Origin of the sequence: Pseudomonas sp. HY7a-MNA-CIBAN-0227, from assembly GCF_040310325.1 — a bacterium.
GTDB lineage: Bacteria > Pseudomonadota > Gammaproteobacteria > Pseudomonadales > Pseudomonadaceae > Aquipseudomonas.
Genome location: NZ_JBEOPT010000009.1, coordinates 1 through 14201, shown reverse-complemented (window position 1 = coordinate 14201; position 14201 = coordinate 1). Strand labels below are relative to the sequence as shown.

Here is a 14201-nt window from a genome sequence, read left to right as displayed (position 1 = left end):
GCAAAACGGGCGCGAGAGTATATAGCTCTAGCGCCCGCTTTTATATGACCGTTGGACTCAGCGGACTTTTCCTTCCGTCTGGGCCAGCTCTTCCTTGCTGAAGTCATCCACGTCGATCACCTTGCGTCGTGCCGCTTCGGCGTCACGCAGGGTCTGCGCTTCGGCCGGTTGCAGCACGCCGGCTTGCAGCGCGGCGTCGATGGCATGTTCCCCGGCGGCTGGCTTGAGCTGGCCGCTCTTGAGGGCTAAGTGGAGTTTTTTCTGCAATGGATGGCTGACGGCCAGCAGGTCGTAGGCATGTTGCAGCGCGCCCACCGGGTCCTCGGCCGATTGCGGGCGATAGCAGCCAGCCAGCAATTCTTCCAGGGTTGGATCGCCCTTGGCACGGCCAATCACAGCGGCGACTTCGGCATCCAGAGCGTCGGACGGACCCTTGTGGCGACGACCGAACGGGAACACGATCACCCGCAGCAGGCAACCCAGCACCTTGTTCGGGAAGTTGGTCAGCAGTTCATCCAGTGCCCGCTCCGAATGGCCGAGGCTTTCTTCCATGGCCCAGGCGAACAACGGACGCAGATGATCGGGTGAGTCGAGGTCGTGGTAACGCTTGAGCGCCGCCGATGCCAGGTACATATGACTGAGCACATCCCCAAGGCGCGCCGACAGGCGTTCGCGGCGTTTAAGTTCGCCGCCCAGCAGCATCATGCTCAGGTCCGCCAGCAGGGCAAACGCAGCTGCCTGACGATTGAGGGCGCGGAAATAGCCTTGGCTCAAACGGTTGCCAGGCGCTTTTTCGAAATGCCCGAAGCCCAGGTTCAGCACCAGGGTACTGGCAGCGTTACTCACGGCAAAACCGATGTGTTGCAGCAACAGGCCATCGAACTCTTTCAGCGCCTGGTCATGGTCTTCTCGACCGGCCAAGGCCATCTCCTTGAGCACGAATGGATGGCAACGAATGGCCCCCTGGCCAAAGATCATCAGGTTACGTGACAGAATATTTGCGCCTTCCACGGTGATGAAGATCGGCGCGCCTTGCCAGCTGCGGCCCAGGTAGTTGTTGGGGCCCATGATGATGCCCTTGCCACCGTGTACGTCCATGGCGTGGCTGATGCACTCGCGACCGCGTTCGGTCAGGTGGTACTTGAGGATTGCCGACAGCACCGAGGGTTTTTCGCCCAGGTCTACCGCGTTGGCGGTGAGCATGCGCGCACTGTCCATCAGCCAGGCGTTGCCGCCGATACGGGCCAGGGCTTCCTGGATACCTTCAAAGGCCGACAGTGGTACGTTGAACTGTTCCCGCACTTGGGCGTATTGGCCAGTCACCAGGCTGGTGAACTTGGCTGCGCCAGTGCCGACAGCCGGCAGGGAAATCGAACGGCCCACCGACAGGCAATTCATCAGCATCATCCAGCCCTTGCCGAGCATTTCCTGGCCGCCGATAAGAAATTCCAGCGGGATGAATACATCCTTGCCGGAGTTAGGCCCGTTCATGAATGCCGCACCCAGCGGCAGATGACGGCGGCCAATCTCTACGCCGGGAGTTTCGGTGGGGATCAGCGCGAGGCTGATGCCCAGGTCTTCTTCATCGCCCAGCAGGTGATCCGGGTCGTAGGCCTTGAAGGCCAGGCCCAGCAAGGTGGCGACCGGGCCGAGGGTAATGTAGCGTTTTTCCCAATTTAGGCGCAGGCCCAGTGTTTCCTGGCCTTCCCATTCACCTTTGCAGATGACGCCGGTGTCGGGCATGGCGCCGGCATCGGAGCCGGCCAGCGGGCCGGTAAGGGCGAAGCACGGAATATCATCGCCACGGGCCAGGCGCGGCAGGTAGTGGTTGCGTTGTTCATCGGTGCCGTAATGCAGCAGCAGTTCGGCCGGGCCCAGTGAGTTGGGGACCATCACGGTGGAGGCGAGGTCGCCGCTACGGGTCGCCAGCTTCATGGCGACCTGGGAGTGGGCGTAGGCCGAGAAGCCCTTGCCGCCAAATTCCTTGGGGATGATCAGGGCAAAAAAGCCGTGCTGCTTGATGTGCTCCCAGGCGGCGGGCGGCAAGTCCATGGCCTGGCCGATTTCCCAGTCGCTGACCATGGCGCAAAGTTCTTCGGTAGGGCCGTCGATAAAGGCCTGCTCTTCTTCGGTCAACTGCACCTTGGGGTAGGCCAGCAGTTTGTCCCAGTCGGGGCGACCGCTGAACAGTTCGCCATCCCACCACACAGTGCCGGCGTCGATGGCGTCGCGCTCGGTCTCGGACATTGGCGGCAGAACTTTCTGAAACCAGTTGAACAGCGGCGCGGTGAAGTACTTGCGGCGCAGGTCCGGCAGCAGCAGGGGAGCGGCCACGACGGCGATCAGCACCCAGAAGACCAGCAGCAACCAGCCCGGCGCATGGCTGAAGGCGCCCATGGCCAACAGGTAGACGGCGACCACACCCAGGGCGGGCAGGGGCGCGGTGCGGCGGTGTGCCAGGTAGGCAATGCCGACCACCAGAACCAGTATCCACAACAACAGCATATTCAATCCTCCGTGAAACCAGGGGCGAAATCACCTCAGAGCTTAGTCGGCATCCGAACAAACGGGTGATCAGGGTGTTACGTGGTGTGCCGGGCCATGTTGTTAATGCATGGGTATCAGGCGCCGACATTTGGCCGAATCGTCGTTATCCCAGGGCCGGACCTGTGGTTAGACTCCAGGCTTGCCTCGGAGATTAACCCCATGAATGCGTACTTGAGTCCCAGCCGCTTCATCGATAGTGACCACCCAGCGGTGGTGGAGTTCGCCGAAAAACACCGCGGTTCGAGTGCTGACCCCTGTGACCAGGCAGTCAGTCTTTATTACGCCGTCCGCGAGGCGGTGCGCTACAACCCTTACACCTTCAGCCGCGATCCGCAAACCCTGAGTGGCAGTTACGCCTTGGCTGCCGGCCAAAGCTATTGCGTGCCCAAGGCCACCCTGCTTGCTGCCTGCGCCAGGCATTGCGGCATACCGTCGCGCATCGGCCTGGCCGACGTGCGCAATCACCTGTCGACGCCGCGTTTGATCGAATTGCTCAGAAGCGACGTGTTCGCCATGCACGGCTACACCGAGTTGTATTTGCAGGGGCGCTGGGTCAAGGCCACGCCGGCGTTCAACCAGCAACTGTGTGAATTGTTCGACGTGCCGCCGCTGGATTTCGACGGTATCAACGACAGTGTTTTCCACCCGTTCAACCGTAAGGGCCAACGCTCCATGGAGTACGTGGTGGACCACGGGCAATTTGCCGATGTGCCCGAGAAATTTTTCTTCGCTCATCTGGAGAAGTGTTACCCACACCTGTTTGGCGAGCAAATGCCGATGCTGCTGGGGGATATGCAGAGCGATTTGAGCAAGGCGTGAACCGGCGTATGCTGCCTCGGCATTCATCCACCATGTTCATCAAGTCAGGGGCGGTCATGCTGAAAATCTGGGGTCGTAAAAATTCGTCAAATGTCAGGAAGGCACTGTGGTGCGCCGAGGAACTCGGCCTGGACTATGAGGCAATTGATGCGGGCGGGGCTTTTGGTGTGGTCGATACGCCGCAATACCGGGCGTTGAATCCGAATGGCCGGGTGCCGATGATCGAAGATGGCGATTTTGTGTTGTGGGAATCCAACACCATCGTGCGTTATCTGGCCGCGCGCCATGCTGCGGATTCGAACTGGTACCCCGGCGATCTGCAAGCGCGAGCCAACGCCGAAAAATGGATGGACTGGACCACGTCCACCTTCGCTGAACCGTTCAAGATCGTATTCTGGGGCGTGTTGCGTACCCCAGCCGGAAAGCAAAACTGGGACAGCATCCACGCCGGGCGCCAAGCCTGCATCGACGTATTGCAGGCGGTGGACCAGGCCCTGGCCACGCAACCCTACCTGTCGGGTGCCGAGATCGGCATGGGCGATATCCCCTTGGGCAGCTTTATTTACGCCTGGTTCGAGATGCCTATCGAGCGGCCCGCAATGCCCAATCTAGAGGCCTGGTACCAGCGTCTTTGCCAGCGTCCGGCCTATCAAAAAGCGGTTATGACCGCGTTGACTTAATACTGACTATTAATACAGGTGACTGTACTTGTGCGGCGCAGGCACGCACCATGGCTGTCATGCGCCGCCGTTGTATTGTCGGCCGCCCGTCCTTATTTAATAAGTAACTTCCTTCTTCTTGGTGCGTAATCCGATATGAGTTCCGCTCTGTCCATCCGGCAGCTAACCAAAACCTACGGCAACGGTTTCCAGGCCCTGAGTGGTATCGATCTGGATGTCGCCGAAGGTGACTTCTTCGCCTTGCTCGGCCCCAACGGCGCCGGCAAATCCACCACCATCGGCATTCTCTCGACACTGGTGAACAAGACCAGTGGCACGGTGAATATCTTTGGCCACGACCTGGATAAATCCCCGGCCGCGCTCAAGCGCTGCATTGGCGTGGTGCCCCAGGAGTTCAACTTCAACCAGTTTGAAAAGACCTTCGATATCGTCGTGACCCAGGCTGGCTACTACGGTATCCCACCGAAAATTGCCAAGGAGCGCGCCGAGCAGTACCTGACGCAACTGGGCCTGTGGGACAAGCGCGACGTACCTTCACGCTCTTTGTCCGGCGGCATGAAGCGCCGCCTGATGATCGCCCGCGCCCTGGTCCACGAACCGCGCCTGCTGATCCTCGACGAACCGACGGCGGGGGTAGACATCGAGCTGCGTCGCTCGATGTGGACCTTCCTCACCGAGCTGAACGAGAAAGGTATCACCATCATCCTCACCACCCATTACCTGGAAGAGGCTGAGCAGTTGTGCCGCAACATCGGCATCATCGACCACGGCACCATTGTCGAAAACACTAGCATGCGTCAGTTGCTCGGCCAGCTGCATGTCGAGACTTTTCTGCTGGACCTGAAGTACGACATGACGGTGCCACCGCTGTTGATCGGCTACCCCAATCGCCTGGTGGACAGCCACACCCTGGAAGTCCAGGTGGATAAAGCCGTGGGCATCACCGCGTTGTTCGGCCAACTGGCTACCCAGAACATCGAAGTGCTGAGCCTGCGCAATAAAACCAATCGCCTTGAGGAGTTGTTTGTGTCCCTGGTGGAGAAAAATCTGGCGAAGGTGGCGGTATGAACTCCGAACTGCAACCCAACCTTGTTGCCCTCAATACCATCGTCTACCGCGAAGTGAAGCGCTTTACCCGGATCTGGCCGCAAACCCTGCTGCCGCCGGCGATCACCATGGTTTTGTACTTCGTGATCTTCGGTAACCTGATCGGCCGGCAGATCGGTGATATGGGTGGTTTCACCTACATGGAATACATCGTGCCGGGGCTGATCATGATGTCGGTGATCACCAACTCTTACGGCAATGTGGTCTCCAGTTTCTTCGGCAGCAAGTTCCAGCGCTCCATTGAGGAATTGATGGTCTCGCCGGTCTCGCCCCACACCATTCTGATTGGCTACACCGTGGGCGGCGTGCTACGCGGTTTGATGGTCGGGGTGATCGTGACCCTGCTGTCGCTGTTCTTTACCGATCTGCAGGTGCATCACCTGGGCGTTACCATTTTGGTGGTGGTACTGACGGCGACGATCTTCTCGCTGCTGGGCTTCATCAATGCGGTATTTGCGCGCAACTTTGATGACATCTCCATTATCCCGACCTTTGTGCTAACGCCACTGACTTACCTAGGCGGCGTGTTTTACTCGATTACCCTGCTGCCGCCGTTCTGGCAGACGGTGTCGTTGGCCAACCCGGTGTTGCATATGGTCAACGCGTTTCGCTACGGGATTCTTGGGGTTTCGGATATCAAGATCGGTGTGGCGATCACCTTCATGCTCGTAGCGACCGTGGTGCTGTATCTGGGCTGTGCGCGGTTGCTGGTGAGTGGGCGTGGGATGCGCACGTGACAGTGATGTGGGATAGCAAAACGGCCTCTAGATGAGGCCGTTTTTTATGGGGTTACCCTCGCAACACGATCTCGATCAACTCGTGCAACTCCTCAAGCTGCAACGGCACGGAGGAGAACAAAATCCGAAATACCGTCGGTGCCGCCAGCAGGTTAATCAGCCGGTCCACGCTGGGCAATACGTCACTGCTGCCCTGATAACGATCAAGGATAGCCTGCAACTGCCCACCCAGAATGCTCACGCAATACCCCGGCGTCTGGCTGCACTGCACATCACGCATCATGTTGCGCCCCGGCTGCGAATTCATCTCGTCCAGGTATTGCTCGGCCCACGCTCGTAAATCGCCACGCAGGCTGCCGGTGTTGGCAGGTGTGCTGTCTGGGCGCATGCGGGCCAGGGCGACGTCGGCGAGGAGGGCGGACAGGTCGCCCCAGCGTCGGTAAATCGTCGACGGCGTCACTCCCGCACGAGTAGCGATTTGCGGTACGGTCACGCTGGCGCGATCCTGCTCTTGCAGCAATTGACGCACCGCCGAATGAACCGACTCTTGTACCCGGGCACTGCGGCCCCCCGGGCGGAGGCCTTCTTTTATAGCCATGCTTAAAACCTTAACACAAAGAATTTGCTTTAAGGGCGACGGAGTAGCACACTCCACAAAAGCAAAATATTAGCTTTAGCGGAGCGTGCTCATGGCAATTGTCACTTCTCATCGTTGCAGCCTGGTGTTCCTGGCAATCACCTTGCTGACATTTCTCGCCGCCTCCAGCGCGCCGACGCCGTTGTATCACCTCTACCAGGAAGACCTGCATTTTTCCGCTGGCGTGCTCACCCTGATCTTCGGCGTGTATGCCCTGAGCTTGCTGGCGGCTCTGTTGACCGTCGGTTCGCTGTCGGATCACCTGGGGCGCAAGCCAGTGATCTTTGTCGCGCTGGTCCTGGATATGCTGGCGATGTTGCTGTTTATCAATGCCGACAGTGTTGCCTGGCTGATTGCCGCCCGCACGCTGCAAGGTTTCGCCACCGGCATGGCCACGGCGGTGTTGGGTGCAGCGTTGCTCGACACTGACCGTCAGCGGGGCCCGCTGGTCAACAGCGTTGCGCCGCTATTGGGCATGGCGTGTGGCGCCATGGGCAGCAGTTTGTTGGTGGAGTTCGCGCCGCTGCCCACACAGTTGATCTATTGGACGCTGTTCGCCCTGTTGGCGTTGCAGTGCCTGTATGTCTGGCGCCTGCCGGAAACAGTGAGTCGCATACCCGGTGCGCTGGCATCCCTGTGGCCGACCTTGCATGTACCGCCCCAGGCGCGACGAGCCTTGTGGCTCTCGCTGCCGGTGGATATCGCGGTGTGGGCTATGAGTGGCTTTTATCTGTCCCTGGCGCCTTCGCTGGTGCGGGCGGCGACTGGTTCGACCTCCAATCTGATCGGCGGCGGCCTGGTGGCAGTGTTGACGTTGAGCGGCGCGGTGATGATTTTCAGCTTGCGCAATCGCCCGGCGGACAAAGTCCTGCGGCTGGGAGCGAGCTTGCTCGCCGTGGGCGTGGCGCTGATTCTCGCGGCGGTCCACAGCGCCAGCCTGCCGCTGTTTTTCTTCGCCACTCTGGTCGCCGGCAGCGGGTTTGGCGCGGGCTTCCTCGGCGCATTGCGCAGCGTCGTACCGTTGGCATTGCCTCACGAGCGTGCCGGCTTGATATCGGCGTTCTACGTGCTGAGCTACCTGGCGTTCTGCTTGCCGTCGCTGTTGGCGGGCCACCTCACTCGCACCTTTGGCCTGATAGCCACCACTGATGGTTATGGGCTCGTGCTGATCGTGTTGGCGCTCAGTGCCTTGGTCGGTTTGATGATGCAGGACTCTGCCAAGGCCAGGGCGACGTCGGGCGGTTGATCGGTAATAATCCGCGCTCCGTGCAACCCAGAATCGAGATTCAAGCATGAAGATCATCCGCAGCAAGGACTTCACCGGTAGCCGTGCCTGGGAGGCACTGGACATCGCCAGGATGAACGGCATCACTACCCGCTTGCACTGGACCGATCAGCCTTATCGCTGGCACATCAACGATGGCGAGGAGGTGTTTGTGGTGCTGGATGGTCAGGTGCAGATGCACTATCGCGAAAACGGTACAGAAAAAAGGGTGTCACTTGAAGTCGGCGACATCTTCTACGCCAGCATCGGCACCGAGCATGTGGCCCATCCGCAGGGGGCGGCGCGAATTCTAGTGATCGAATCCGAGGGCAGCGAATAGCCTTGTATTGGTAAAACAGATAACAGTTAGAGATATTACCCGTTTTATAGATATTCGATCGGCTTCTACCATGGCCTCAACCTGATACGAGGAAGAGGATTACCCATGACCTGCCCCAACAGCATCACCACCGGTTACAAACCGTTCAGCCACCTGGCCCGTCCTCGGGAAGTCATTCGCCAGTTCACCCCCAACTGGTTTGCCGCCACCATGGGCACCGGGGTGTTGGCGCTGGCCTTGGCGCAAGTGCCGGTCAACCTGCCTGGGTTGCATGCCATCGCCGAGGCGCTGTGGCTGCTCACGATCTTTCTGTTTGTTTTGTTCAGTGGCCTGTACGCCGCACGCTGGGTGATGTTTTTCCATGAGGCGCGGCGGATTTTCGGCCATTCCACGGTCTCGATGTTCTTCGGCACCATTCCCATGGGCCTGGCGACCATCATCAACGGTTTTCTGCTGTTTGGCCTGCCACGCTGGGGCGAGGGCGTGGTGCAATTGGCCGAAGTGCTGTGGTGGCTGGACGTGGCAATGTCCCTGGCGTGCGGGGTGCTGATTCCCTACATGATGTTCACTCGCCAGGAACACAGCATCGACCAGATGACTGCGGTCTGGCTGTTGCCGGTGGTTGCCGCCGAAGTCGCCGCCGCCAGCGGTGGCCTGCTGGCACCGCACTTGGTCGACGCCCATTCGCAACTGGTTATGCTGGTGACCAGCTACGTGCTGTGGGCGTTTTCCCTACCGGTGGCGTTCAGCATTCTGACCATCCTGATGTTGCGCATGGCCTTGCATAAACTGCCTCACGCCAACATGGCTGCGTCGAGCTGGCTGGCCCTCGGTCCCATCGGCACCGGTGCCCTTGGCATGTTGCTGCTGGGCAACGACGCCCCGGCAATCTTTGCCGCCAACGGCTTCCCAGGTATCGGCGAGATTGCTGAAGGCCTGGGCCTGATCGCTGGTATTACCCTGTGGGGCCTGGGGTTGTGGTGGATGCTGATCGCGGTGCTGATCACCTTGCGCTACCTGCGGGCCGGTATCCCGTTCAACCTGGGCTGGTGGGGTTTCACCTTTCCGCTGGGGGTCTATGCCCTAACCACCTTGAAGCTGGCAGGCACCTTGCACCTGGGTTTTTTCAGCGTCTTCGGTTGTGTGTTGGTGGCTGCCCTGGCCCTGATGTGGCTGATCGTCGCCAAGCGCACGGTGCAGGGGGCCTGGAAAGGTGAGCTTTTTGTTTCACCGTGCATTGCGGGACGAGGGAATAAGTAATCAGGATTAGGTAAAGTCGTGGCCTGGCTCTCAAGTGCAAAGTCCCAAGCGTCAGATCAACAACAGCCTTCAGGCCACGCAGGAACATGGACGATGAGTCACCCCTCGCAATTTACCTTGCTGCGCAAACGGCGTTTTTTGCCATTTTTCATTACCCAGTCCCTGGGTGCATTCAACGACAACATCTTCAAGCAATCGTTGATCCTGGCGATTCTCTACAAGCTGACCATCGAGGGCGACCGCTCGATCTGGGTCAACCTCTGCGCCTTGCTGTTTATCCTGCCGTTCTTCCTGTTCTCGGCCCTGGCCGGGCAATTTGGCGAGAAGTTCAACAAGGACGCGCTGATCCGCATGATCAAGCTCGGCGAGATCGTGATTATGGCCGTGGGCGCCGTCGGCTTTATGTTCAACCACCTTGAACTGATGCTGTTGGCGCTGTTTGCCATGGGCACTCATTCGGCGCTGTTCGGCCCGGTGAAGTACTCGATCATGCCCCAGGCGTTGCATGAAGATGAGTTGGTGGGTGGCAATGGCCTGGTGGAGATGGGCACATTCCTGGCGATTCTGGCGGGGACCATCGGCGCAGGGATCATGATGTCCTCCAGCCATTACGCGCCGGTAGTGTCTACCGCCATCGTCGGCGTTGCGGTGTTGGGCTACCTGGCCAGCCGTAGCATTCCTCGCGCAGCCGCCGCCAGCCCTGAGATGCGCCTGAACTGGAATATCTTCAGCCAATCCTGGGCCACCTTGCGCCTGGGCCTGGGGCAAACGCCGGCTGTGTCCCGTTCGATTGTCGGCAACTCGTGGTTCTGGTTTGTCGGTGCGATCTATCTGACGCAGATCCCGGCCTATGCCAAGGAGTGGCTGTACGGCGATGAGACCGTGGTCACGCTGATCCTGACCGTATTCTCGGTAGGTATCGCGCTAGGTTCGATGCTCTGCGAGAAACTCTCCGGGCGTAAAGTGGAAATCGGCCTGGTGCCCTTTGGCTCCTTTGGTCTTACGGTGTTTGGCCTGCTGCTGTGGTGGCATTCCGGCGGTTTCCCGCAGAACGTCCAGGCCAACGACTGGATCGCTATGCTCAGCTATGGTCAAGCCTGGTGGGTGTTGATCGATATCCTCGGCCTTGGTGTGTTTGGCGGGTTCTACATCGTGCCGCTGTATGCGCTGATCCAGTCGCGCACCGTCGAAAAAGAGCGGGCGCGGGTAATCGCGGCCAACAACATTCTCAATGCGCTGTTCATGGTGGTCTCGGCAATTGTCTCGATCCTGCTGCTGAGCGTGGCCAAGCTGTCGATCCCCGAGTTGTTCCTGGTGGTGTCGCTGCTCAACATCGCGGTCAATACTTACATCTTCAAGATCGTTCCCGAGTTCTCCATGCGTTTCATGATCTGGCTGCTCAGCCATTCCATGTACCGCGTTGAACATCGCAACCTGGAACTGATTCCCGACGAAGGTGCGGCGCTACTGGTGTGCAACCATGTGTCGTTTGTCGATGCATTGTTGATTGGCGGCGCGGTGCGTCGGCCGATTCGCTTTGTCACGTACTACAAGATCTACCGTTTGCCGGTGCTGAACTTTATCTTCCGCACTGCCGGGGCGATTCCGATTGCCGCGCGGCATGAGGATATCCAGATCTACGACAAGGCGTTCCAGCGGATTGCCCAGTACCTCAAGGATGGCGAACTGGTGTGCATCTTCCCGGAAGGCAAGTTGACGGGCGATGGCCAGATCAATGAGTTCAAGGGCGGGTTGACGCGGATTCTTGAGGAGACGCCGGTGCCGGTGATTCCGTTGGCTTTGCAGGGGTTGTGGGGAAGCTTCTTCAGCCGTGACCCGGCCAAGGGGATGTTCCGTCGGTTGTGGTCGCGAGTGACGCTGGTGGCAGGGCCGCCAGTGACGCTGGAGACGGCGACGCCGCAAGCATTGCAGGAGTTGGTGGGGCAGTTGCGGGGGAGTGTCAGGTAGGTTGATCGCTCCCGCTTTCGCGGGAACGATCCGGGGTTCAAGCGCTGATCTTGAGCCCCACTAGCCCGGCAATAATCAATGCCACACTGGCCAGCCTGAACAGCGCCATGGATTCCCCAAACAGGATAATCCCGGCAATCACCGTGCCCACTGCACCGACTCCGGTCCAGATGGCATAGGCGGTGCCCAGCGGCAGTTCTTTCATGGCCAATCCCAACAAGCCCAGGCTGACAGCCATGGCGGCAATCGTCAGGGCTGTTGGCATGGGTTTGCTGAAGCCGTCGGTGTATTTCAGGCCAACGGCCCAGCCGACTTCAAAGAGACCTGCAAAAAACAGAATGATCCAGGACATGAAAACCTCCATCGATAGAAGGGGTCGTCCCCAGTGAGTACCTTGATCGAGCCGCGAGGTCGTCCCCGCGAAGCTCGATAGAGTGCCGAAACTTGATCGTGTGATCAAGTTTCAACCGTCAGTCGGTCTGCTGTTGCGCCAACAGTTCGCGATCTTCCTTCTCGCTCATCCGGCGGAAATACGTCGACAGCAACGCCCCGGAAATGTTGTGCCAGACGCTGAACAGCGCGCTTGGCACCGCCGCCAACGGCGAAAAGTGCGCACTCGCCAAGGCGGCGCCCAGCCCTGAATTCTGCATGCCTACTTCCAGCGCCAACGACTTGCGTTGTGCCAGCGGTAGCTTGAACACGCGGCCGGTGAAATAACCCAGCAGGTAACCGAAGCTGTTGTGCAGCATCACCACGGCCATGATCAGCAGGCCTGACTCGGCAATCTTCGCCTGGCTTGCGGCCACCACGGCGGCGACGATGATCACGATGCTGACTACCGACACCAGCGGCAACACGTCCACGGCATGGCGCACCCGATCGCCCAGCAACCGTTGCGCCAGCACACCGAGCACGATGGGCAGCAACACCACCTGCAGGATAGACCAGAACAACTCCATGAACGACACCGGCAGCCAGGCCGAGGCCAGCAGCCAGATCAGCGCCGGGGTGAGCAGCGGGGCGAGGAGGGTGGTGACGGCGGCGATGGCCACTGACAGCGCCAGGTCGCCACGGGCCAGCCAGGTCATGACATTGGACGAGGTGCCGCTGGGGCAGCAACCCACCAGGATCACGCCGACGGCAATTTCCGGCGGTAGCTGGAAGGCCTGGCACAGCAACCACGCCACGCCGGGCATGATCACAAAATGCGCGACCACGCCAAGCGCTACACGCCACGGGTGACGGGCGACCTCGGCGAAGTCTTCAAGTTTGAGGGTCAGCCCCATGCCGAACATCACCAGCCCCAGCAGTGGGACGATGGCGCTCTTCAGGTCGATAAACCAGCTTGGTTGCAGGAACGCGACCACGGCAAAAATCAGCACCCAGTAGGCGAAGGTGTTGCCGACGAAGCGGCTTAAAGCGGTGAGTGCGCGCATGGGGTGGTCCTTGTTATTGGAGAGCGGTTTGTCGAGTGACAGAAAATCCGAGGCGGTAATCCGATCGAATGTGTGTGGCTTGCTTGCGATAGCTATAGGTATCTATATGTTTTGGGGTGGGTTGGGTATGGGTACATATCCGTCACTTTGCCGCTTTTGCAAAGTGACACGCCGTAAGGGCGTAACCCTAAGCCGCCGTTACCGCAGCAACGGATATGTACTCAACCGAACCTGCCCCCTAGCTATCAGCATTTTTAGATCCCCTGCGGGGTTTCTTCGCCGCCCAAAGCCTCAACCAACGCCGGCAGGAAGTCGCCAAACGTCAGCATCATCAAGGCAAAGCTTGCGTCCTGCTGGCCCAGGGCTTCGTCGCCGCCGTCCTGTTCTGCCTGGTCTTGCAGCAGGTCTTCGAACTTCAGGCGCTTGACCACCATCTTGTCATCCAGCATGAAGGACAGCTTGTCCTGCCAGGCCAGGGACAGTTGCGTCACCACCTTGCCGGTGCTCAGGTGCAGCTGGATTTCTTCGCCGGTCAGGTCCTGGCGCTTGCAGCGCACGATGCCGCCGTCTTCGTGGGTGTCGCGCAACTCGCATTCGTCGAGGACGAAGAAGTCATCGGCTGGCTTTTGCGTGGTGACCCAGTCGGTCATAGTGGCGGTCGGGGCCATTTTCACGGTCAGCGGACGTACCGGCAGGGTGCCGATCACTTCACGCAGGGTGGACAGCAGGTCTTCGGCACGCTTTGGGCTGGCCGAGTTGACCAGGATCAGGCCCTGTTTCGGCGCGATGGCGGCGAAGGTCGACGAACGACGGATAAAGGCGCGGGGCAGGAAGGCCTGGATGATTTCATCCTTGATCTGGTCGCGTTCTTTTTTATAGACCTTGCGCATTTGCTCGGCTTCGATCTCTTCGACCTTTTCCTTCAGCGCATCACGCACCACGCTACCCGGCAGGATACGTTCTTCCTTGCGCGCAGCGATCAGCAGGAAGTCACCGCTGACGTGTACCAATGGCGCGTCTTCGCCTTTGCCGAACGGGGCGACGAAGCCGTAAGTGGTCAACTCCTGGCTTGCACAGGAACGCGCCAGTTTGGTGGCCAGTGCAGTTTCCAACGCCTCGGCATCAACAGGCAGATCTTGGGTCAGGCGATAGATAAGCAGGTTTTTGAACCACATGGGGTGAGTCTCTCCTTTATACAAAGGGGGGCATTATTCCCCGCGTAGCGCCGTAGGCCAACCCCGCCTAAGCCATTGGAAGGCCTGAAAAAAATATTTAAGAAAGTGCTTGCCAGAGTTTGGGTCGCTCCGTAGAATGCGCGCCACACCGAAAGTGAAGGGTGATTAGCTCAGCTGGGAGAGCATCTGCCTTACAAGCAGAGGGTCGGCGGTTCGATCCCGTCATCACCC

Annotated in this window: 13 protein-coding genes and 1 tRNA gene; 9 read left to right on the top strand and 5 right to left on the bottom strand. The window is 59.4% G+C overall.

Features of this window, described 5'->3' with window-relative positions:
- Nucleotides 1–57: 57 nt before the first annotated feature.
- Nucleotides 58–2505 (bottom strand): acyl-CoA dehydrogenase, encoded by a 2448-nt coding sequence (locus AAEZ06_RS16165; RefSeq protein WP_149411484.1) that lies wholly within the window; start codon nt 2503–2505, stop codon nt 58–60.
- A 201-nt stretch (nt 2506–2706) separates the two neighbouring features.
- Here AAEZ06_RS16165 and AAEZ06_RS16160 point away from each other — a divergent pair, with 201 nt between their 5' ends.
- The 4 genes from AAEZ06_RS16160 (at nt 2707) to AAEZ06_RS16145 (ending at nt 5890) form a co-directional block, all read left to right on the top strand.
- Nucleotides 2707–3366, top strand: a complete 660-nt coding sequence (locus AAEZ06_RS16160; protein WP_149411485.1) for a transglutaminase-like domain-containing protein — start codon at nt 2707–2709, stop codon at nt 3364–3366.
- Between the two features lie 56 nt (nt 3367–3422).
- Nucleotides 3423–4046 carry a glutathione S-transferase family protein gene (locus AAEZ06_RS16155; RefSeq protein WP_149411486.1) on the top strand — a complete coding sequence of 208 codons (624 nt, stop codon included), beginning with the start codon at nt 3423–3425 and terminating at the stop codon, nt 4044–4046.
- Between the two features lie 135 nt (nt 4047–4181).
- On the top strand, nt 4182–5114 hold the full coding sequence (locus AAEZ06_RS16150) for an ABC transporter ATP-binding protein (protein WP_350615195.1): 933 nt from the start codon (nt 4182–4184) through the stop codon (nt 5112–5114).
- Nucleotides 5111–5890 (top strand): ABC transporter permease, encoded by a 780-nt coding sequence (locus tag AAEZ06_RS16145; protein ID WP_149411488.1) that lies wholly within the window; start codon nt 5111–5113, stop codon nt 5888–5890. Before AAEZ06_RS16150 ends, AAEZ06_RS16145 begins: the two co-directional genes overlap by 4 nt.
- Nucleotides 5891–5942: 52 nt before the next feature.
- Here the strand turns inward: AAEZ06_RS16145 and AAEZ06_RS16140 are convergent, their stop codons facing one another.
- Nucleotides 5943–6488, bottom strand: coding sequence for a TetR/AcrR family transcriptional regulator (locus AAEZ06_RS16140; RefSeq protein ID WP_149411489.1), 546 nt, complete (start codon nt 6486–6488; stop codon nt 5943–5945).
- Between the two features lie 91 nt (nt 6489–6579).
- Between AAEZ06_RS16140 and AAEZ06_RS16135 the strand changes: the two genes are divergently transcribed.
- The 4 genes from AAEZ06_RS16135 to AAEZ06_RS16120 all read left to right on the top strand — a co-directional run bounded on the left by AAEZ06_RS16135 (nt 6580) and on the right by AAEZ06_RS16120 (nt 11359).
- A complete protein-coding gene (locus AAEZ06_RS16135; protein ID WP_149411490.1) occupies nt 6580–7773 on the top strand; it encodes an MFS transporter in 1194 nt (397 codons plus the stop codon).
- 46 nt (nt 7774–7819) lie between these two features.
- Nucleotides 7820–8131 carry a cupin domain-containing protein gene (locus tag AAEZ06_RS16130; RefSeq protein ID WP_149411491.1) on the top strand — a complete coding sequence of 104 codons (312 nt, stop codon included), beginning with the start codon at nt 7820–7822 and terminating at the stop codon, nt 8129–8131.
- A 105-nt stretch (nt 8132–8236) separates the two neighbouring features.
- Nucleotides 8237–9391 carry a TDT family transporter gene (locus tag AAEZ06_RS16125; protein WP_149411492.1) on the top strand — a complete coding sequence of 385 codons (1155 nt, stop codon included), beginning with the start codon at nt 8237–8239 and terminating at the stop codon, nt 9389–9391.
- A 93-nt stretch (nt 9392–9484) separates the two neighbouring features.
- Complete coding sequence (locus AAEZ06_RS16120; protein ID WP_350615191.1) at nt 9485–11359, top strand: MFS transporter; 1875 nt, start codon at nt 9485–9487, stop codon at nt 11357–11359.
- 37 nt (nt 11360–11396) lie between these two features.
- Here the strand turns inward: AAEZ06_RS16120 and sugE are convergent, their stop codons facing one another.
- From sugE to rdgC, 3 genes are all read right to left on the bottom strand, one after another.
- Complete coding sequence (sugE, locus tag AAEZ06_RS16115) at nt 11397–11711, bottom strand: quaternary ammonium compound efflux SMR transporter SugE (RefSeq protein ID WP_133099016.1); 315 nt, start codon at nt 11709–11711, stop codon at nt 11397–11399.
- Between the two features lie 118 nt (nt 11712–11829).
- Nucleotides 11830–12795, bottom strand: a complete 966-nt coding sequence (locus tag AAEZ06_RS16110) for a bile acid:sodium symporter family protein (RefSeq protein WP_149411494.1) — start codon at nt 12793–12795, stop codon at nt 11830–11832.
- A 254-nt stretch (nt 12796–13049) separates the two neighbouring features.
- Nucleotides 13050–13970 carry a recombination-associated protein RdgC gene (gene rdgC, locus AAEZ06_RS16105; RefSeq protein WP_350615189.1) on the bottom strand — a complete coding sequence of 307 codons (921 nt, stop codon included), beginning with the start codon at nt 13968–13970 and terminating at the stop codon, nt 13050–13052.
- 159 nt (nt 13971–14129) lie between these two features.
- Here rdgC and AAEZ06_RS16100 point away from each other — a divergent pair.
- Nucleotides 14130–14201: transfer RNA gene (locus tag AAEZ06_RS16100), tRNA-Val, on the top strand.

Excerpts from the sequence above, each read along its gene's own strand:
- AAEZ06_RS16165 (WP_149411484.1), bottom strand. The coding sequence starts at position 2,505 with ATGCTGTTGTTGTGGATACTGGTTCTGGTGGTCGGCATTGCCTACCTG.
- AAEZ06_RS16160 (WP_149411485.1), top strand. The coding sequence starts at position 2,707 with ATGAATGCGTACTTGAGTCCCAGCCGCTTCATCGATAGTGACCACCCA.
- AAEZ06_RS16155 (WP_149411486.1), top strand. The coding sequence starts at position 3,423 with ATGCTGAAAATCTGGGGTCGTAAAAATTCGTCAAATGTCAGGAAGGCA.
- AAEZ06_RS16150 (WP_350615195.1), top strand. The coding sequence starts at position 4,182 with ATGAGTTCCGCTCTGTCCATCCGGCAGCTAACCAAAACCTACGGCAAC.
- AAEZ06_RS16145 (WP_149411488.1), top strand. The coding sequence starts at position 5,111 with ATGAACTCCGAACTGCAACCCAACCTTGTTGCCCTCAATACCATCGTC.
- AAEZ06_RS16140 (WP_149411489.1), bottom strand. The coding sequence starts at position 6,488 with ATGGCTATAAAAGAAGGCCTCCGCCCGGGGGGCCGCAGTGCCCGGGTA.
- AAEZ06_RS16135 (WP_149411490.1), top strand. The coding sequence starts at position 6,580 with ATGGCAATTGTCACTTCTCATCGTTGCAGCCTGGTGTTCCTGGCAATC.
- AAEZ06_RS16130 (WP_149411491.1), top strand. The coding sequence starts at position 7,820 with ATGAAGATCATCCGCAGCAAGGACTTCACCGGTAGCCGTGCCTGGGAG.
- AAEZ06_RS16125 (WP_149411492.1), top strand. The coding sequence starts at position 8,237 with ATGACCTGCCCCAACAGCATCACCACCGGTTACAAACCGTTCAGCCAC.
- AAEZ06_RS16120 (WP_350615191.1), top strand. The coding sequence starts at position 9,485 with ATGAGTCACCCCTCGCAATTTACCTTGCTGCGCAAACGGCGTTTTTTG.
- sugE (WP_133099016.1), bottom strand. The coding sequence starts at position 11,711 with ATGTCCTGGATCATTCTGTTTTTTGCAGGTCTCTTTGAAGTCGGCTGG.
- AAEZ06_RS16110 (WP_149411494.1), bottom strand. The coding sequence starts at position 12,795 with ATGCGCGCACTCACCGCTTTAAGCCGCTTCGTCGGCAACACCTTCGCC.
- rdgC (WP_350615189.1), bottom strand. The coding sequence starts at position 13,970 with ATGTGGTTCAAAAACCTGCTTATCTATCGCCTGACCCAAGATCTGCCT.